The sequence below is a fragment of the Comamonadaceae bacterium OTU4NAUVB1 genome (genome assembly GCA_024372625.1).
GTDB lineage: Bacteria > Pseudomonadota > Gammaproteobacteria > Burkholderiales > Burkholderiaceae_C > Variovorax.
The window spans coordinates 79,316-98,373 of the sequence record CP099604.1; the positions used below are offsets into that span (position 1 = coordinate 79,316).

At 71.8% G+C, this 19,058-nt stretch carries 18 protein-coding genes; 6 read left to right on the forward strand and 12 right to left on the reverse strand.

Annotated elements, in window-relative coordinates; all coding sequences use genetic code 11:
- Positions 1-38: 38 nt before the first annotated feature.
- Both NF681_02545 and NF681_02550 read left to right on the forward strand, forming a co-directional pair.
- Positions 39-674 (forward strand): FMN-binding negative transcriptional regulator, encoded by a 636-nt coding sequence (locus tag NF681_02545; GenBank protein ID UST52816.1) that lies wholly within the window; start codon positions 39-41, stop codon positions 672-674.
- 10 nt (positions 675-684) lie between these two features.
- On the forward strand, positions 685-1,302 hold the full coding sequence (locus NF681_02550; GenBank protein UST52817.1) for a LysE family translocator: 618 nt from the start codon (positions 685-687) through the stop codon (positions 1,300-1,302).
- 7 nt (positions 1,303-1,309) lie between these two features.
- On the opposite strand, the gene NF681_02555 is transcribed toward NF681_02550, so the two are convergent.
- The 5 genes from NF681_02555 to NF681_02575 form a co-directional block, all read right to left on the reverse strand.
- A complete protein-coding gene (locus tag NF681_02555; protein UST52818.1) occupies positions 1,310-2,710 on the reverse strand; it encodes a PepSY domain-containing protein in 1,401 nt (466 codons plus the stop codon).
- Position 2,711: 1 nt separating this feature from the next.
- Positions 2,712-4,874 carry a TonB-dependent siderophore receptor gene (locus NF681_02560; GenBank protein ID UST52819.1) on the reverse strand — a complete coding sequence of 721 codons (2,163 nt, stop codon included), beginning with the start codon at positions 4,872-4,874 and terminating at the stop codon, positions 2,712-2,714.
- Between the two features lie 149 nt (positions 4,875-5,023).
- Positions 5,024-5,386: a DUF2946 family protein gene (locus tag NF681_02565; protein ID UST52820.1), complete on the reverse strand. Its 363-nt coding sequence runs from the start codon at positions 5,384-5,386 to the stop codon at positions 5,024-5,026.
- 109 nt (positions 5,387-5,495) lie between these two features.
- Positions 5,496-5,918 carry a DNA-binding protein gene (locus NF681_02570; GenBank protein UST52821.1) on the reverse strand — a complete coding sequence of 141 codons (423 nt, stop codon included), beginning with the start codon at positions 5,916-5,918 and terminating at the stop codon, positions 5,496-5,498.
- A gap of 169 nt (positions 5,919-6,087) precedes the next feature.
- Entirely contained in the window at positions 6,088-6,705 is a 618-nt protein-coding gene (locus tag NF681_02575; GenBank protein UST52822.1) for a DUF4142 domain-containing protein, read from the reverse strand.
- Between the two features lie 411 nt (positions 6,706-7,116).
- Between NF681_02575 and NF681_02580 the strand changes: the two genes are divergently transcribed.
- Together NF681_02580 and NF681_02585 are read left to right on the forward strand one after the other, a co-directional pair.
- Positions 7,117-8,022, forward strand: a complete 906-nt coding sequence (locus NF681_02580) for a manganese catalase family protein (protein ID UST52823.1) — start codon at positions 7,117-7,119, stop codon at positions 8,020-8,022.
- Positions 8,023-8,174: 152 nt separating this feature from the next.
- Positions 8,175-8,927: a Crp/Fnr family transcriptional regulator gene (locus tag NF681_02585; GenBank protein UST52824.1), complete on the forward strand. Its 753-nt coding sequence runs from the start codon at positions 8,175-8,177 to the stop codon at positions 8,925-8,927.
- Between the two features lie 18 nt (positions 8,928-8,945).
- Here NF681_02585 and NF681_02590 read toward each other — a convergent pair whose 3' ends face one another.
- From NF681_02590 to NF681_02620, 7 genes are all read right to left on the reverse strand, one after another.
- Entirely contained in the window at positions 8,946-9,641 is a 696-nt protein-coding gene (locus NF681_02590) for an SDR family oxidoreductase (protein UST52825.1), read from the reverse strand.
- A gap of 2 nt (positions 9,642-9,643) precedes the next feature.
- Positions 9,644-10,831: an exo-alpha-sialidase gene (locus NF681_02595; protein UST52826.1), complete on the reverse strand. Its 1,188-nt coding sequence runs from the start codon at positions 10,829-10,831 to the stop codon at positions 9,644-9,646.
- Between the two features lie 32 nt (positions 10,832-10,863).
- On the reverse strand, positions 10,864-11,754 hold the full coding sequence (locus NF681_02600) for a dihydrodipicolinate synthase family protein (protein UST52827.1): 891 nt from the start codon (positions 11,752-11,754) through the stop codon (positions 10,864-10,866).
- A gap of 70 nt (positions 11,755-11,824) precedes the next feature.
- Positions 11,825-12,964, reverse strand: a complete 1,140-nt coding sequence (locus tag NF681_02605; protein UST52828.1) for an iron-containing alcohol dehydrogenase — start codon at positions 12,962-12,964, stop codon at positions 11,825-11,827.
- Positions 12,965-12,995: 31 nt separating this feature from the next.
- The gene (pdxA, locus tag NF681_02610; GenBank protein ID UST52829.1) at positions 12,996-13,994 is read right to left on the reverse strand and encodes a 4-hydroxythreonine-4-phosphate dehydrogenase PdxA; all 999 of its coding nucleotides are present in this window, start codon (positions 13,992-13,994) and stop codon (positions 12,996-12,998) included.
- Between the two features lie 23 nt (positions 13,995-14,017).
- Positions 14,018-15,295: a four-carbon acid sugar kinase family protein gene (locus NF681_02615; protein UST52830.1), complete on the reverse strand. Its 1,278-nt coding sequence runs from the start codon at positions 15,293-15,295 to the stop codon at positions 14,018-14,020.
- A gap of 248 nt (positions 15,296-15,543) precedes the next feature.
- Complete coding sequence (locus tag NF681_02620; protein UST52831.1) at positions 15,544-16,536, reverse strand: tripartite tricarboxylate transporter substrate binding protein; 993 nt, start codon at positions 16,534-16,536, stop codon at positions 15,544-15,546.
- Positions 16,537-16,855: 319 nt separating this feature from the next.
- Here NF681_02620 and NF681_02625 point away from each other — a divergent pair, with 319 nt between their 5' ends.
- Together NF681_02625 and NF681_02630 are read left to right on the forward strand one after the other, a co-directional pair.
- Positions 16,856-17,638 carry a DeoR/GlpR family DNA-binding transcription regulator gene (locus NF681_02625; GenBank protein UST52832.1) on the forward strand — a complete coding sequence of 261 codons (783 nt, stop codon included), beginning with the start codon at positions 16,856-16,858 and terminating at the stop codon, positions 17,636-17,638.
- Positions 17,639-17,719: 81 nt separating this feature from the next.
- Positions 17,720-18,919 carry an MFS transporter gene (locus NF681_02630; GenBank protein UST52833.1) on the forward strand — a complete coding sequence of 400 codons (1,200 nt, stop codon included), beginning with the start codon at positions 17,720-17,722 and terminating at the stop codon, positions 18,917-18,919.
- The last annotated feature ends 139 nt before the right edge of the window (positions 18,920-19,058 follow it).

Genomic DNA, 19,058 nt, shown 5'->3' on the forward strand with positions numbered 1-19,058 from the left:
CGACAGTGCGGAACCCCGAACCCCGCGAGCGCCCGCCGATGTACATCCCGCCCCATTTCCTGGAAGACCGCCCCGAGGCCCTGCACCGCGTGATCCACGCGCACCCGCTGGGCATCCTGGTCTCGCACGCCCCGGGCGAGGGGCCGGCGCTGGACGCGGAGCACCTACCGTTCGCGTTCGACCCCGGGGCCGGCGCGCACGGCACGCTGTCCGCGCACGTGGCGCGCGCCAATCCGCTCTGGCGGCGCTGTGCGACCGGCACGCCCGTGATGGTGGTCTTCCGCGCCGCCGAGGCCTACGTCTCGCCCAACTGGTACCCGAGCAAGCACGAGGCCCACCGCCAGGTCCCGACCTGGAACTACGAGGTGGTCCATGCGCACGGCGTGCTGACCGTGCGCGACGACGAACGCTTCGTGCGCGGCCTCGTCGCGCGGCTGACACGGCGCCACGAGGCGGGCGAGCCGGTGCCCTGGAAGATGGGGGATTCGGCGCCCGATTTCATCGATGGCATGCTGCGCGCCATCGTCGGCATCGAGATCGCCGTCACCGCGCTGACGGGCAAGGCCAAGCTGAGCCAGAACCGCGAGGTGCGCGACCGCGAGGGCGCGGCGGACGCGCTGGCCGCGCGCGGCGAGACCGCGCTGGCCGCGTCGATGCGGCGCGCCGGTCGGTGAGGAGGCGCCCGTGTCGCTGTTCGCGTTCCTGATGACGGCCCTGCTGCTGGCCGTGACCCCCGGCCCCGGCATCGCCTACGTGGTGGCGCGCACCGTCGCGGGCGGGCGCCGCGAGGGCCTGGCCTCCTGCCTGGGCACCGGCCTCGGCGGCCTGCTCCACGTGGCGGCGGCGGCGCTGGGGCTGTCGCTGCTGGTGGCCCGGTCGGCGACCGCGTTCGGCCTGGTGAAGTGGCTGGGCGCGGCCTACCTGGTGTACCTGGGGCTGCGCCTGCTGCTGCATTCCGCGCCGGCGGCGGGGGTGGCGCCGGTGCCGCCGCGTGGCGCCCGCGCCGCGCTGCGCGAAGGCATCGTGGTCGAGGCGCTGAACGTCAAGACGGCGCTGTTCTTCCTGGCCTTCCTGCCGCAGTTCGTCGCGCCGGGCGAGCCGCTGGCGCCGCGACTGGCCGTGCTGGGCACGGTGTGCGTCGCGCTCAACACGGGCGTGGACGTGCTGGCGGTGTTCGCCGCCGAGCGCCTGCTGCGCTCGGACGCCGCGCGGGCCGCGCGCGCCCGGCTGCTCAACCGGACCTCGGGCGCCATGCTGATCGGGCTGGGAGCCCTCCTGGCGGCGACGCGGCGCGAGGCCTGAGCGACCCTCAGCCGTCGCCGAAGACCAGGCGGTCGAACGCCAGCATCGCCAGCATCGAGGCGCCCACCAGCGGGAACACGAGGCCGCCCACGGCCAGCAGCGCCGCGACGCCGAACAGCGCACGGCGGTCGGCGCCCGGCGGCGGTGCGCCGAGCGCGCCGGCCGGACGGCGCTTCCACCACATCGCCACGCCGCTCGCGCACAGCACCAGGATGCCCAGGCACGCGGCGACCAGCGCGATCTGGTTGGGAACGCCGAATTCCTGGCCCAGGTGCACGTTGATGCCCCATTCCAGCCAGCGGCCGAGTGGCCCGTAGTCGGCGTAGCGCATGTCCAGCAGCGGCCGGCCGTCGTACCGGTCGAGGTGGATCACGCGCTGGCGCGCCAGGTCGTCGGGGTAGACCGAGGCGGTGTAGACACCGGTCGGTCCCCGGGGCGGCGTCAGGGTGTAGCCCGGGCCGATGCCCAGGCGTTCGACGATGGCCATCGCGGCGGCCAGGTCGATCCCGGCGGAAGGCGCGCCGCGGCCGTCGGCGGCCGTGGCCGGGGCGGCGTGGCCGTCGTGTTCCTCGTGCCCGTCGTGCCCGTCGCGCGCCTCCGGCGGCGTCGAGCGCGGCAGGCGCGCCTGCGCCAGCGACCAGGTCGTCGGCGCGTCGTCGCCCAGGCGCGGCGCCGACGACATCGGCACCTGCACCCGCACGCCGGCGGGGTAGCCGAAGTTCGACCCGTTGGCCCAGCGGTTGACCTGCGCGCCCCACAGCACCGACCACGGCAGACCCGTAACCGCCAGGAAGACCAGCGCGCCGCCCACGATCACGCCCGTGACGGCGTGCAGGTCGCGCCAGAACACGCGCTGGCGCGGCCGACCGCGCACGCGCGTCACGCCGCCGCCCCGGCGGCCGCGCGGCCACCACAGGAACACGCCCGTGGCCACCAGCAGCACGGCCCAACCCGCGGCCAGCTCGACGAAGCCGCGCGCTATCGGGCCGAAATACTTCAGGCTGTGCAGCCGGCGGATCGTCCAGGCGACCGAGCCCTGGTCGCTCAGTTGGCCCAGCACCCGCGCGTCGCGCGGATCGACGTAGACCGACAGGCGCTCGCCCGCCGCCGTCGCCACACCGACCTCGGCCGAGGCGCCGGCGCGCGCGGCCGGCACGTACCTGAACCAGTCGCCCGGATGCGCGGCCAGCGCCGCGCCGACGATCTCGCCCGGCGCGCGCGTCGCGCCGGCGGCGGACGGCACGGTCTTCAGGTCGCGGTGGAAGTACCCGTCGATCTGCGTCTTGAAGACGTAGGCGCCGCCGGTCAGGGCCAGCCAGGCCAGGAACGGCAGCACCAGCAGCCCGGCGTAGAAATGCCAGCGCCAGACCGCGCGCTCGAAGCGGCCACGAAGGGGGACGGTGGCCATCTCAGAACCGGTAGGTCGCCGACAGCGCGACGTTGCGCCCCTGGCCCGGCGTGATCCAGCGGCTCACGTGCAGGTGGCTGGAGACGACGTAGCGCCGGTCGAACAGGTTGCGCAGCGCCAGCTGCACCTCGACCGACCGGCCCGCCGCGAGCGGCTGGCGCCAGGTCTGCACGAGGTCGAAGCGGGCGTAGCCGGGCAGCACGGTCGTGTTGGCCTCGTCGGCGAAGCGCCGGCCCTGCACGTACAGGCCGGCGCCGGTGCGCCAGCGCGCGTCCCAGGCGTACTGGGCCCACAGGCTGGCCGACTGGCGCGCCACGTTGGGCACGCGGCGCCCGCCGTAGACGGGGTTGTCGAGGTAGCGCGCGTCGGTCCAGGCATAGGCCATGGCAACGTTCAGGCGCTCGGTCAGGTCGCCGCGCAGCGACGCTTCCAGGCCCTCGGAGCGGGCGCTGCCGCCGGTGGTGAAGTCGAACAGGTTCGACGGCGTGCCCAGGTCCGACGCGATCATGTTCTTCTGGTCGAGCCGGTAGAGCGCCACGTCGCCGACCAGCCGGCCGTCGCGCCACGCGGACTTCCAGCCGACCTCGGCCTGCGCCGAGCGGCGCGAGGGCAGCGACCGGTTGTCCGACGACGCCACCTGGTTGGGCGACAGGCCCGTGGACACGTTGGCGTAGAGCGTGTCGCGCTCCGACAGCCGCCGCAGCACGGCCAGCTTGGGCGACCAGCGCGACTCGTCCACCGGCTGCACGCCGGCCGTGCCGTACAGGAAAGTCTGGCGCGTGAAGCGCAGGCCGGCGACGACCGACCAGTCGCCCAGGTCGATGCGGTCCTGCGCCGACGCCGCCGTGCTCTCCAGGTCCTGCGTGGTGAGCGTTGAGGGCAGCGCGACGCCCGCCGCCGGGGCCGTCACGCGGCCATACACGGGGGCGTAGACGTTGATCGGCGGGCTGGTGACGGCCGGCACCGCGAGCGAGGGCTGGTTCAGCCGCTCGCGGTAGTGCTCGGCGCCCAGGTGGAACTGGTGGCGCAGGCCGCCCCAGGCCCGGGTGCCGGTGACCGATGCCGCCACCGAGTCGATGCGCCGCGTGGTCTCCGGCTCCCACGCCGACACGCGCGCCCAGGTGCCCGCCGGCGCGCCGGCCAGCGGGTTGCCGTTGAGCAGGTTCTTGATCGAGGTCGAGCGGCCTTCCAGGTGGGTCAGGTCCAGCGCCAGGCGCGTGTCGGCCCCCAGGGCGACGTCGCCGTGCAGGTCGACGACGCGGTTGTCGGTGGTGGAGTCGCCGAAGGGCTCGCCGAACTGGCGGTCGCGCGGCACGTCGACCGGCCGGCCGCCCAGCGCGGGGATGCCGTAGTCGGGCCGGTAGGTCTGGTTCGTGGCCTCCACGTTGGCGCGCAGGTGGTAGCGGTCGCCGTCGCTCTTCGCGACGCCGAACCGCACCCCGTCGAGCCGGTCGGGCACGTGGCGCCACTCGCTCGCGGCCGAGTGCGTGGCGCTCAGCCGGGCGGCGAGTTCATTCTCGGCCGATAGCACGCGGTTGAGGTCGATCGAGGTCTCGCGCGCGCCGTGGCTGCCGGCGCCGAGCGTCACGCTGCCGAAGTCGGCCAGCTGCGGCTGGCGCGTCACGAGGTTGACGGTGCCGCCCGGCTCGCTGCGCACGCCCAGCGCGGCGCCGGGGCCGCGCAGCACCTCGATCCGGTCGAGGAAGGCCGGCACGAACGGATGGTTCGACAGCCGCACGCCGTCGCGCAGCACGCGGTTGGACCCGGTGCCGCTGTCGGCGACCGCGCCGCGCAGGATGAAGAACTGTGTGTGCGCGCCGTTGAAGCCGGAATCCGCCTGGGCCCCCGGCACGTTGCGCAAGGCGTCCTGCAGCGTGGTCCCGGCCTGCTCGCGGACCTGTTCGGTCGGCACGTCCGTCACGGAGAAGGGGGTGTCGAGCGTCGAGCCGGCGCTGCCGGTGGCGAGGCCGCCCGCGCGCTGCGCGGCGGGCAGGGCGGGCGCGGTCACCGTCACCGGCGCCAAGGTGCGCGCGTCGCCCTCCTGGGCGGACGCGGGCGACGCCGGCAGCAACAGGGCGGCGCCGGCGGTGGCCAATGCGCTGGAGAGCGTGGGGGCCGAGCGGCGGCGGACGGTCGGGCTTTCGCCCGGAAAGGAAAGGACCATGGGAAATTCTCCGGCGACCGCCGTCGTGGCCGTCGCTTGGGACGTCGTCCGCCGGGCGTCCGGGCCCGTGCGGCGCGACGTCGTCGAACCGTGGCCCCGCGGCGCGACGGGCGCGGACGCCATCGACGAGCGGGGAAGGAGGGATCGGTTCAGGCGCGCGGTGGCGGCCCGCGCGCGGGCAGGGGCGCGCGGGTGGCCGCGGCGATGCGGGCCGACGGGATGGACCGGACCGCGCGGCCCAGGGACAGGAGCCGGGGTGACCGCGGCGCCACGGCATCGGGCGGCGGTACGCCGGCGGCGGCGCACAGCGCGCAATCCATCGCCATGCGGCCGGGTTCGTGCGCGCCGTCGTCACCGCGCACCACCACGCGGACCATGCCGGCGCTGGAACACACCACCTCCAGCGACCGCGGATGCACCAGCGGCGCCGCCATCGCCACGCCCAGCGAGCACAGGAACCACGCCAGCACGCAGCGGTGCAGGAGGGCGAGGCGGCGGCGGCGCGGATGCATGGCGGATCGATTATCGGACGAGCATCGCCATCGGTGTCGGGACATATCGCCCCAGTGCGGCTCGGCCCGACCGGGCCTGCGGACGTGCGGCCTGCCGGCCGCCGCTGCTTCAGCGAGGACGCGTCGGCGGTCCCGCGTCGGTCGCGTCGACCGCGAGTTCGGGGTAGCCCGTCGCGTCGTCGCGCGCGCGCGACAGGCGCCAGCCGGGCAATCCGACCAGCAGCACCTCGACGGTCGTGCGCACGCGGTTGCCCGTGACGACGTGCTCGCCGCTCACTGCGCCCGTGGCGGATGCGACGCTCATGTGCAGGTGCGCGCCTTGCGGCGTGACGGTGCCCGACAGGCTCAGGATCTCGTGGTCGCTGGGCAGCCGCGCAGCCTCGTCTGCACCGGCGAAGCGCAACCGCGCCTCGCCGATGCTGCCGATGCCGCAGACCACGAAGGCACCATCTGGAAAGGCCTGGCGGGCCAGGGCCTCCAGGGCGGGCCTCAGGTCGTCGCCGGGCAGCAGGCGCAGGGGAAGGGATCGCATGGGGAAGGAAGCATCGAGGGCGGTGGGGTCCTCGATCATGCGGCCGCCCCCCGATGCGCGTGGGGCGCGTGGTGCACGTGAAAACCGCGCCGGCGAGCGACCGGTGTGCCACGCACCCCGCGGACCGGGTGCCGCCCCGGCTCGAGACCGGCACGCGCGGTCGATCCGGTTACTTGTTCTTCGCGCCGTCGAGTTCCTGGGCGTGCTTCAGATGGCCCTGGACCACCGGCAGCATCTTGTCCGCCAACGCCTTGAGGTCCGCGTCCTGGGCGTTGGCCTGGGTCTTCTTCAACAGCTTCTCGGTCGCGACGTGGTCGCCGACGCCCGAGGTCTTGACATAGCTCTTGTCGAACGAGTTGCCGCTCATCAGCTTGAGCTTGGTCATCGCGGCCTTGTGCTTGACATCCGGGCTGTCCGGCAGCTTCACGTCCTTGGCCTGGGCGAGTTGGGTCACGTCGCCCAGGGCCTTGGTGTGGTCGTCCACCATGGCCTGCGCGAACGCCTTGACCTTGGGGTCGGCAGCCTTCTCGAGCGCGAGCTGGCCGGTGGCGATCTCGGCCAGATTGGCATGCGCGATGTCCCTGAGCATGCCGGCGTCGGCCCGGCTGGTCTTGCCGGCCATCGCGCCGGTGTTCGGCGCGGCCATGCCGCCGGAGGTGCCGGTGGTGCCGGGAGCGGCATTGGCGGGTTGCGCGTGCGCCACCGGCGCCAGCAGCATGGCGGCGGGAAGGAGCAGGACGCCGCAAGCGGAAGCGATGCGGGCGAGACGGGGAGCGGTTCGGGTCATGGCGAGGTTTCCTTTGTAAAAGCCCACTCTGGACACGTCGCTCCGGCCGCGATTGTCGGAGAGGGACTTCAAATCATGGCAGCCAGTCAGGAAGCGGCCGGTCGCCGCATTGCAAGCAATTGCATCGGCGCATTGCCCGTGGGCATTCCAATTGCCCCACGGACCGATGGGAAGCCCCACTGCAATTGCGAATAAGGCCGCGCACATTGCAACATGGCGTCAGATGTTGATCCCGGTTAATCGGCAATCGAATTGGCGAGTGCTATTAGGCGGGAGTCATTTCACGTGTCAGTCAATACAACAGTCTCTCGCGCCATTGGACGACATGGAAGCGACGACGCAGGAGACGAACTGAAGGCCGGTCGACACACCGATCCCACCCATCCATCATCTTCATTGAAGGAGTCCACGATGTTCTCTCACAACAAGCGTCTTCAATACACCTTGCGTGTCAGCGAGGCCAATCCCGGACTGGCCAACCTCATGCTGGAGCAGTTCGGCGGACCGCAGGGCGAACTCGCCGCGGCGTGCCGCTATTTCACCCAGGCCATCGGCGAGGACGATCCCGGTCGCAAGGACATGCTCTTCGACATCGCGACCGAGGAACTGAGCCACCTCGAGGTCATCGGCACGATGGTGGCGATGCTCAACAAGGGCGCGAAGGGCCGGCTGGCCGAGGGCGTCGATTCCGAGGCGGACATGTACCGCTCGATCACGGCCGCGGGCAACGACAGTCACGTGACGCAGGTTCTCTACGGGGGCGGACCGCCGCTGGTCAATTCGGCGGGCGTTCCCTGGACCGCCGCGTACATCGACACCATCGGCGAGCCGACGGCCGACCTGCGCTCCAACATCGCGGCGGAGGCGCGCGCGAAGATCGTCTACGAGCGACTGATCAATTTGACGGACGATCCGGGCGTCAAGGACGCGCTCAACTTCCTCATGACGCGCGAGATTGCGCACCAGAAGTCGTTCGAGAAGGCGCTCTACGCCATCACCCCGAACTTCCCGCCGGGCAAGCTGCCGGGCAAGCCGGAGTTCACGAATGTCTACTTCGACATGTCCAAGGGCAACGACGTGAAGGGTCCGTGGAACGATGGCCCGGGCTGGGAGGTGGTCAGCGATCCCGAAGCGCAGATGGCGGTCGACGGCGGCGACGGCGTGGCGGCCGTGGGCCTGACGTCGGCGGAGAAGGACGTGGTGCTCACCATGGCCGCGCGGACGGCGTCCGACGCGACCAGCAACCCCCGCACCGGCGCGGAACTGGGCATGTCGCCTGCCGACGCCCAGGCGGTCGGCGCGACGACCACGCGCTGACCCACGGCCGGGCCCGACGATTCACCTTGGTGCATTGCGCACCCCTTGGCCCGGCGGTCCCTGATCGCCGGGCTTTTTTTCGCGCGCGGCGATCGCCCGCGCATGCCGCAGACTCACGGCTTTTCGATGTATTTGATTTCGAGGTCTTTTCCATGCTCCTGGCCAACGTCCTGAAGAACCGCGCTTCCGAACTGTCGTCCGCCGACCGGCACGTCCTGCAGGCGGCCATCCGGGAGACGCGGACGTTCGAGGCCGGGGAGACCGTCGTGCACCAGGGCCTCCCGGTGAACGTCAGCACGTTGCTGGTGGAAGGCTTCATGACGCGCCACGTCGATGCGCCCGATGGGCGGCGCCACCTGGTCGCGGTGCACGTGCCGGGCGACTTCGTGGACCTGCATGCCTATGCGCTCAAGCGGCTCGACCACGACGTCGGCGCCCTCACGGTCACGACGGCGGCGATCGTGCCGCATTCGGCGCTCAAGCGCATCCAAGAACTCGACGGCCGTCTGGCGCGGCGGCTGTGGTTCCTCACGCTGCTCGACGCGGCCATGCACCGGCAGTGGATCTTCCGCCTCGCCAGCCTCAACGCGTCCGAACGCATCGCGCACTTCCTGTGCGAGATGAACGCCCGGCTGCTGGCGATCGGCCTGTCCGACGGCGAGTCGTTCTTCCTGCCGATGACGCAGTCCGACCTCGGGGAGGTCTGCGGCCTGACGAACGTCCACGTCAACCGCGTCCTGCGCGAATTGAGGGAGGCGGGGCTGTGCCAGCTGCGCTCCTCCCACGTGCGCATCACGGACCTGAAGGGACTGGTGGCGCGCGCCAGGTTCGACCCGAACTACCTCTACCTCAACGCGCGGACGACGGCTCGCGCGGCGGGGGGCGCCGGCGATCCGGGCGCCTGAACGCGCGCCGGTCCTCGGCTACAGGGAGGCCCCGCCGCAGATCACGAGTTCCTGCCCGGTGATCGCGGCGGCCGACGGCGACAGCAGGTAGGCCACGAGGTCGGCCACTTCCTGCGGCTGGACGTATCGGCCCATCGGCGGGAGCTTCGGTGGCGAGCTGGCGCGGCCGGGCTGCAGCAGCATCGGCGTCTCGGTGGCGCCCGGCGCCACCACGTTCACGGTGATGCCCCGGGGCGCGAGTTCCGCCGCCCAGCTGCGCGCCATGCCGACCATGGCGGCCTTGGTGGCGACGTACTGGCTGCGGCCCGCCGCGCCGCGCGAGGTGCGGCTGCCGATCAGCACGATGCGCCCGCCCGCGGCCATGCGCGGCGCGAAGGTGCCGGCGAGCAGTTCGCCGGTCGCGACATGGAGGTGCCACAGCCGGGCGCTGGCGAGCGGATCGAGCGCCCCCAGCGGCGCGGCGTGCATCATGCCGGCGGCATGCACCAGGGCATCGGGCACCGGCAGCCCCGCCAGACAGGCCGCGACCCGGTCGTGGTCCGCCAGGTCCACCCGGTGCCCCTGGAAGCGGTCGCCCAGGCCGTCCACCGCCGAGCGGCTCAGGCCGTCGACGCTCCAGCCGGCGTCCAGCAGCGTGCGGGCGATCGCGTGTCCGATGCCCGAACTCGCCCCGGTCACCAGCGCGCGGCGGGGTGCGGGGAGCGGTGCCGCCACGCTCATGCCTTGGCCCAGGCTTCGTCCGCGACCACGTACTTGATGGCCTGGCGGAAGTAGGTGTAGGACATGTGCAGGCGGCCGTCGGCGGACTGCTTGACGCTCGGGTAGGAGAACTCGCGGTTGAGCCTGGCCTCGGAGTTGTTGGTCATGCAGTAGCCGTCGCCCTCGTCGAGGTTGCGCCGCCACGGCCAGGTGCGCCCGCCGTCGGCTGAGATCGCCAGCGTCATCGGCGCGCGCGGGGCGCCCCAGAAGGCGGCGCGTTCGACGGCCGGCGCCTCGGTCAGCACGTTGGAGGCGTCGTTGTGGCGGTTCTCGTCCTCGATCTCGTCGTAGAGCGATTCGCGCCGCTCGGTGGCGTCGGCGGCGCTGCTGGCGTTGAAGATCAGCGCCAGGTCGCCGTTGGCGAGCGCCGTCAACTGGATCGAGGAATTGTTGTTGGGCAACTCGGTCGGCACCGACGCGGACCAGGTCTCGCCGTCGTCGCCGGAGCGGCTTTCATGAATGGCGTCGGCCCAGCGGCTGCGGAACAGCGCCAGCAGGGTGCCGTCGGCCAGTGGCGCGATGCTCATGTGCACGCAGCCGGTGCTGCCGGGGACGGGCACCTCGCGCCAGCTGCGGCCCCGGTCGTCGGACAGCTTCACGGCGCTCACGTCGTGGTTGCCGCTCCACTTCTCGCCGGCCCGGGTGCGGCAGTAGTAGATCGGCAGCAGCCACCGGCCGCTGGCCGTGACCACCGGCGGCTGGCGCACGAAGGTGCCCGGCGTGGCGAACAGCGTGCCGATGTTGCCCCAGGTCCGGCCCAGGTCGGCGGACTGGCGGAACCGCACCACGGCCGTGTCCTGGTTGCCCGAGGCCTGCGCGGTCCAGATCAGCCAGAGCACGTCGTCGGCCAGGAAGAGGATCGGGTTCTGCTCGGAGCGGTCCGGGTCGTCCGAGAGCTGCACCGCCGGCGTCCACGCGGTGCCGCCGGCCGGCAGGCGCGACAGGAAGATCGAGATGTCGCCCACGCCTTCCTGGGTGCCCGCGAACCACACGCACAGCAGGTCGCCGTCGGGCAGCGGCAGCAGGTTGGAGGCATGGTTCTGCGGCCGGTCGGTGGGCAGCATCGCCTGCTGGCGGGCCGCGTCGTTCGGATGGGGGGCCAGGACGCCGTCGCGTCGCAGGCCTTCGGTGCTCGTCTCGGTCATGTTCGTTCTCCAGGGCGTCGGATCGGTCGTGCTCAGGGCTGGATCGCGCAGTCGCGCAGCACTTGGCGGATGGCCTCGTCCTGCTCGGCCGACAGGCGCACCGGGTACTTGCTGTTGCCCACGTCAAAGCCCAGCAGGCGCACCGCGCGCTTGACGGCCGCCGGCGCGAAGGCGACCTTGTAGAGCGATTCGCGCAGGCGCGTCACGGCCTCCTGGGCCTGCCGCGAGCCGGCGATGTCGCCGGCCTGGAAGCGCCGCCAGACGGCGTTGATCTCGCGCGGCGCGACGTTGGCCAGCCCCGAGACGGCGCCCGCGCAGCCCTCGACGAAGCCCTGGTGGATCAGGCTGTCGGGACCGTTGAAGACCACGAAGTCCTCGGCTTGGCGCGCGGCGTCGATGAAGCCCTTGAGGCTCTCGTAGGTGCCGGCGCTGTCCTTGATGCCGACGATGCGGGGGTGGGCCGCCAGGCGCCGCGTGGTCTCCGGGGCGATCGTGTTGCCGGTGCGCGCCGGGATGTTGTAGAGGTAGACCGGCACGTCCAATGCGTCCGCCACGGCCGTGAAATGCCAGACCAGGTCGTCCTGGGAGAGCGGCACGAAGTTGGGCGTGATGGCGGCGACCGCGTCCACGCCCATGGCCGCGATGCGCCGACCCATGCGGATGCACTCGGCCGTGGAGTTCTCGCCCACGTGGCCGACCACCGGTGCGCGCCCGCGCACCTGGTCGACCGTGGCCTCGGCCACGGCCAGCCGCTCCGACTCCGTGAGGGCGAAGAACTCGCCGTTGGTGCCGCCGCAGAAGATGCCGTTGCCCGCGGCGAGCTGGCGCTCGACCTGCTCGCGGAAGGACTTCTCGTGGAAACGGTCGTCGGCGTCGACGGGCGTCACGATGGCGGTCAGCACGCCTTCGATCTTCTTGGACATGGGTGCGCTCCTTGGGATGCGTGGGTGGGAGGTGGCGGAGGAAACGTTAGGCGGTCAGGCGGTCAGGCGGTCAGGCGAACAGCTGGCGGTAGACCGCCTCGATGTCGGGCGCGGCGACCGGGCCGGGCACGTTCTTGATGAGGCGCTGGACGTCCAGCGCGCCCTGCACCAGCGTGGGCAGGTGGTCCGGGGCGATGCCCAGTTCCTGCAGGCTGGTGGGCAGCGCGAGGCGCTTCACCAGTGCGGCGAAGTACGCCACCAGCGCGTGCGACTTGGCCTCGGCGTCCAGGCCGGTGTCGACGCCGGGCAGCAGGTCGTGGACGCGGGCGAGCTTGTCGACCGCCATCGGCCGCACGAACGCGAAGCACGGCGCCAGCAGGATCGCGTTGGCCACGCCGTGGGCGATGTGGTACTTGCCCCCCAGCGGGTAGGACATGGCGTGGACCAGGTGCGTGCCGGCGTGGGCGATGCAGGCGCCGCCGTGGTAGGAGGCCCAGAGCATGTCGAGCTTCGCCTGCAGGTTGTCCGGCTCGGCGACCGACACCTCGAGGCTGGCGAACAGCTTCTTCAGGCCGATCATGGCGTGGTCCTCGCACACCGGATTGGCGATGTTCGAGGTGAAGCACTCGATCAGGTGGCACAGCGCGTCCACCCCCGTGGAGGCGGCGATGCGGTGCGGCATCGAGGTGGTCAGCTCCGGCGCCAGCACCACGAAATCGGGCAGCAGCACCGGCGAGATGACGCCGACCTTGGTCTCGCGCGCCGGGATGGCGAGGATGGCGTTGGGCGTGGCCTCCGAGCCGGTACCGGCGGTGGTGGGCACCAGCATCGAGGCGACGCGGCGGGTCACCTTGACGGCGCCGGCGAGCAGGTCCTCGAGCGAGGGGGAGTCCGGCGCGGCGAGCGCCGACAGCAGCTTGGCCACGTCGAGCACGCTGCCGCCGCCCACGCCGATCACCAGGTCCACGCCTTCGACGCGGTGGTCGCGCAGGATGGCGCGCACGTCCTCGTCGCTGGGCTCGGGCGGCACCGAATCGATCACCTGGACCTCGGCGGCCAGGGCGCGCACCTGCCGCAGCAGGCGCTGCACGCCGTCGATGCGCACGATGTTGGCGTCGCTCACGAAGAGCACGCGCTGCCGGCCGCGAATCAGGTAGGCGATGTCGTCGAGGACACCGACGCCCGCGAGGACGGTGCTGTGGATGTGCATGGGGAAAGGCTCCGGGAAGTGGGAAAGGGGATCAGCGGCGGGTGGCGAGTTCGGCGCCCTGGCGCAGGGCCTCGATCAGGCTGCGCTCGTCGGCGATGCCCTTGCCCGCGATGTCGAACGCCGTGCCGTGGTCGACCGAGGTGCGGATCACGTCCAGGCCCACGGTGATGTTCACGCCCGCCTCCAGGCCCATCACCTTGACCGGGCCGTGGCCCTGGTCGTGGTACATCGCCACCACCAGGTCGAAGTCGCCCCGGCCGGCGCGGAAGAACAGGGTGTCGGCGGGCAGCGGGCCCTCGATGTTCAGGCCCCGGGCGCGCAGCACCTCGATGGCGGGGACGATCTTCTCCTCTTCCTCGCCATAGCCGAACAGCCCGTTCTCGCCGGCGTGGGGGTTGATGCCGCAGACGGCGATGCGCGGGTTCTCGATCTTCGCCTTGCGCAGGGTCTCGTAGCCGCGCTCGATGGTGCGCTGCACCAGGCCGGGCTCGATCCGGCGGATCGCGTCGATGATGCCGATGTGGGTCGTGACGTGGATCACGCGCAGGTTGGGCGCCACCAGCATCATCGAGACCTCCTCGACGCCGGTCAGGTGGGCCAGCATCTCGGTGTGGCCGGGGAACTTGTGGCCGCCCGCGTGCAGCGCTTCCTTGTTGAGCGGCGCGGTGCAGATCGCGTCGATCCGGCCGTCCTTGGCCAGCTCGACCGCGCGCTCGATGAAGCGGAAGGCCGCGTCGCCCGCCACGGCGGACAGCTTGCCGAACGGCAGGTCGTCGGGGATCAGCCCGAGGTCGAAGCAGTCGATGACGCCCTGCTCGAAGCGGGCTTCCTCCATCGAAGCGATGGGGCGCACGCGCACGTCCAGGCGCAGCAGCGCGGCGGCCTTGCGCAGGCGGCCGGCGTCGCCCACGACCACCGCGCGCGCGAGGGTGGCGAGGTCGTGGCGGGCGAAGCTCTTGACGATGATCTCCGGGCCGATGCCGGTGGCATCGCCCATGGTGATGCCGATGACGGGGACGTAAGCGCTCATGGTGGTCTTTCGAACGGTGTAATTCAGGAAGGGGCGGACCCGGCGCGGGCCAGGTGCGCGCGGAGGGCCTGGCGCGCCCGCTCGAGCGAGGCGTCGTCACCGAAGGCGCCCGCCTTGGTGGCGACGAACCGGCGGTGGGGGCCCAGCTCGCGCAGCAGCACCACGCCCGGCTCGCTTTCGCCCAGCACCTGGAGCCGGGCGATGCCGAGCCGTCCCAGCATGATGCGCGCGGTCTCGCCGCCGGTGAGGACCAGCCCCCCGGACTCGCGCATTGCGGGCGCCAGATGCAGCGCCAGGTGGCGCGCCAGCCGGGGACCCTCGGCCGGGTCGAGCACGGCGTCCGCACCAATCCAGACCACCGGTTCCAGGCCGCGCGCCAGGTCGGCGCGGACCGCCTCGGCCCAGGGCGCCGGCGTCGCGCCGGCCACCGGCGGGGTCCGTAGCAGGTCGGCGCCGATGGCGTGGGCGGACGAGCCGGGCCGCGCGCGCAGGCAGCCGATCTGCCGCTCGGCGACGGGCGACAGGCTGCCAACCACCGTCAGCAGACCGCATCTTGCCAAGCCTGGCTCCCAGGCGTCGTCGACGGGCGCCGATCGGGACGCGGGCGTGGGCAGGGGCGGGACGCGGCGCGCGAGTTCGCGCGCAAGGCCCGCCGAGGCGACCCAGAACACGTCCGGCAGGTCCAGCGTCGCGGCCGCGAGCGCATGCAGGTGCGCGGCGTGCCCGGTGTCGAACACCAGCGCCTGGCGACCCGCCTCGCGCGCCTGGGTGATGTGTCGCCGCAGCGCGTCGGGCGGACCCTCCAGCAGGACCACCGGAACGAGCCCGGTGCGCAGGCCGGCGGCCTCCAGCAGGTGCGCCGGGCGGGCCTCGCGGTCCGCATGCTCCAACCGCCAGGTGGCGGTCTCCGCCAGGGGCGTGCCGTCGACGTGGACGAGGCCGCCGCGCACGGTGCGTCCCAGGTCGGGAAAGGCTGGTGCGACCAGCGCCAGGCCGAGCGCAGGCTGCAGCGCCGCGACCTCCGCCGCCCAGCCGCCGCGCAGGGTGGAATCGATCTTCTTCACGACGCGGCGGCCCGCGCCGTGTCGGGCCAGCGTCGCGCGCGCCTTGTCGGCCGCCACGGTGGCGACGTCGCGCCGGCTGTCGGTGTCCACCGTCACAACCGCCGCCGACGGCGTGGGCGCCCCGGCATCGCCGTCGCCGAGCAGGACGGCGCCGTCGAAGCCGGCCGCGACGAACCCAGCGGCGCAGTCGGCGGCCCCGGAGAGATCGTCCGCGATGATGAGGAACGCGTGGGTCACGGTGTCGGTTGATCGGGCCGATCGACGAATGTCTGATGCAAGCCTTATTTGATTGAATCGATCATACATTACGACTGAATCGATCATTGTTGGGGTTTGTACGAGGCAGCGGACTTATCGCCGGCCGGTTCGATCGGCGGGCATGGATCGCGGGTTCCTGTCGGCGCCACGCCGTGCGAACAAGCCGGAAACCCGGCCGCTTCGTTGGTCACGCGTAGGCGCCCGGACTGTGCGTCCGGGATGCCGCGTCACAGCTTGATGTCGGCTTCCGTCACGATCTTCTGGTACTTGTCCGTCTCGGCCTTCTGGAACTTGACGAAGGCGTCGACCGACTGCGGCTCGAGCTCCAGGCCCTGGGCGGCGAACTTGGCCATCGCCTCGGACTTGAGGGCGAGGTTCACCTCCTTGTTGAGGCGCGTCACGATGGCCGTGGGGGTGCCGGCGGGCGCCCACAGACCGTACCAGCTGAAGAACTCGAAGCCGGGCAGGGTGTCGGCCACGGTCGGGACGTCGGGCAGCGACGCGACGCGGCCCTTCGCCGTGGTGGCGATCACCTTGAGCATGCCCGACTTGTGGTACTGCAGCGAGCCTAGCACCGGGTCGATGAAGGCGTCGATCTGCCCGCCGATCAGGTCCTGGAATGCCGGCGCCGTGCCCTTGTAGGGAACGATCAGCGCGTTGATGCCGGCCGTGCGCTTGAGCTGCTCGGTCGAGAGGTGGCCGGCCGAGGCGATCGAGCCGACCGCGAAGGTCATCTTCCCGGGGTTGGCCTTTGCGTACTGGACCATGCCCGCGAGGTCGTTGAACGGCAGGTTCTTGTTCACCGCCACCGACAGCGGCGCCTTGGCCACCAGCGCGATCGGCTGGAAGTCCTTCTCGATCTTGTAGGGCGCCGCGCTGGAGATCATCGGCCCGCTCAGAAACGTCGAGGCGTTGAACAGCAGCGTGTAGCCGTCCGCCGGAGCGCGCGCCACGGCGCCGGCGCCGATGGTCGCGTTGCCGCCCGGACGGTTGTCCACGATGACCGGCTGGCCGAGCTGCTCGGACAGGCGCTGCGCCAAGGTGCGGCCGACGGCGTCGAGCGTGCCGCCGGGCGGAAACGGGATGATGACCCGGATCGTCTGCGCGGGATAGGCCTCGGCGGCGGTCGCGAACGGCGCGGCCGAGCCGAAGGCGGCGGCCAGGGCGAACTGCAGGCCGGCCGACAGGAGGCGGCGCTTCGATGAACGGTGTGAGGTCATGGTGAAGGGGCGGGGTAGGGACGTTGGGAGCCGTTGCGCCAGGGGAGGGTCCGGGCACCGGAAGCGTTCGCGGTCAGGCCGCGTCTCACGGATCGGTCACGAACGGCAAGCATTCAGGACCCATCAATGATTGCATCGATCAGATCATGATCTGTTCAATCAAAAAATCGGTAGTTTCCCTTCGTCCGTTGATCGAACCGATGAAAATGCACGATCGCCGGACCGTTGCAATGCCATCGCCAGCTCAGCCGCGACAATCGCGCGACCGGCGTTCGATTCCGCCGTGCACACCTTCTTCTCCTTCCGGAACATTCGAAGCATGAAAGTCGCCAACCGTCGCGAGGCCATCCTGGACGCCGTCCACCAGGGAATTTCCGACCTCACCTCGCTGTGCGAGAAGTTCGGCGTCTCCGAGGCCACGGCGCGGCGCGACCTGCACGTGCTGCAGCAGGAGGGCCGCCTGCTGCGGACCTACGGCGGGGCGGTGGCCCATCCGATCCAGCACGAGCCGGAGGAATCCCTGGAATCCCGCCAGTCGCAGCACCATGCGGCCAAGACGGAGATCGCCCGGCGGGCGGCGCGCCTCGTGCGCGAGGGCGACACGGTTTTCATCGACGCCGGCACCACGACCCAGTGCTTCGCGCGCGAACTGGCGGCCGAGACCCGTGCCCAGGTCTTCACCAACAACCTGCTGGTGGTGCAGGGCCTGGCTGCGCGCGGCATGGCGGTGTCGCTGCTCGGCGGCGACCTGCGCGCGGGCAGCATGAGCGTCTTCGGGCCGCTGGCCGACCTGTCGCTGGAACGGCTGACCTTCGACAAGGTCTTCACCAGCGCCGACGGCGTCGATGCGGAACTCGGACTGTGCGAGGGCTCGGCCGAACAGGCCTGGTTCAAGGAGAAGGTGTTCCGCCGGGCGCGGCAGGTCGTGGTGCTCGCCACCGCCGAGAAGCTCAGCCGCCGCTCCCAGATGTACTGGACGCCCATGAACCGGGCCTGGACCCTGGTCACCGACGCCCCGCCGCAGCACCACCCGCTGCAGCCCTTCGTGGATCACGTGCTGATCGAGGTGCTGCCGGGTCCGGCGTCGGGCGAGGGCCGCTAGGGTGCCGGGCGTCGGGGCGGCGCGGTGCGCCGCCCGGGATCGGGGCGGGTCGACTTGGTGCACCCGTCGCACGGGTGGAGCATGAACGCGCTCCGGCGTCACCCGGTGGGCACCATCGTGCTGGCGCAGCTCTTCGGCACGTCGCTGTGGTTCAGCCCGAACAGCGCGGCCGACGACCTGATGCGTGCCTGGTCGCTGTCGCCCGCCGCCTTCGGCCATCTCACCAGCGCGGTGCAGGTGGGCTTCATCGCGGGGACGCTGCTGCTGGCGGTCTCGGGCCTGGCCGACCGCTTCTCCGCGAGCCGCATCTTCGCCATCGCCAGCGTGACGGGGGCCGCCGTCAACGCCGCCTTCGCGCTCGCGCCGGTGGGGTTCGGCCAGGCGCTGGCGCTGCGCCTGGGGGTCGGCCTGTGCCTGGCGGGCATCTACCCGCTGGGCATGAAGATGGTGATCGGCTGGCGCCGCGGCCCTGCGGGCGCCTCGCTGGGCCTGCTCGTGGCCATGCTGACGCTCGGCACCGCGCTGCCCCACGCCATCCGTGCCGCCGGCGGCGAACTGTCCTGGCAGGCCGTGGTCCTGACGTCGTCGTTCCTGGCGTGGGCCGGCGCGGCCGCGATCTTCCTGCTCGGCGACGGCCCGCACCTGCCGGCATCGCCGCCAGGGCGGAGGCCCTGGGGCCAGGCCCTCGCGGTCTTACGGGAGCGTTCGTTCCGGGCCAGCGCGTTCGGCTATTTCGGGCACATGTGGGAGCTGTACGCGTTCTGGACGGTGGCGCCGTTCCTGGTCCTGACGGCCGTGCGACGCTCGGGCGTCGCGGTGGCGTCGCAACCCCGCCTCGTGTCGGCGCTGTCGTTCGCCGTCATCGCGGTCGGCGCGCTCGGCTGCATTCTTGCCGGCCGGCTCAGCGGCCGCTTCGGCAGCGCGCGGGTGGCCGCGGTGGCGCTCGCGACCTCCGGGGCGATGTGCCTGCTGTACCCGCTGCTGGCCAGCCGGGCCGGCTGGGTCGTCTGCGTGCTCGCGCTGCTGGTCTGGGGCTGCGCCGTGATCGCCGATTCGGCCCAGTTCTCCGCCCTCTCCGCGAGTGTCTGTCCGCCGCACGCGGTGGGCACGGCGCTGGCCTTTCAGAACAGCATCGGCTTTCTCGTGACCGTCGCCTCCATCACCCTGGTGACGGCCAACGTCCAATCGATGGGCAACGCCGTGGCGTGGCTGCTGCTGCCCGGTCCGCTGTTCGGACTCGCGATGTTCAGGACCCTGCTGCGGGCGCGGATCGCCCCTTGACGCCTTGACACCTTGCCAGCGCGGCGAAGCGGTGCTTCCCGGACCGGGCATGTGGATTGCTCCCACGGGACCCGGGCATGGGTCGCCTCAACGACGGGGACGACGGTACGACGCAGAAGGCGGTCAAAAGCGCCCCCGG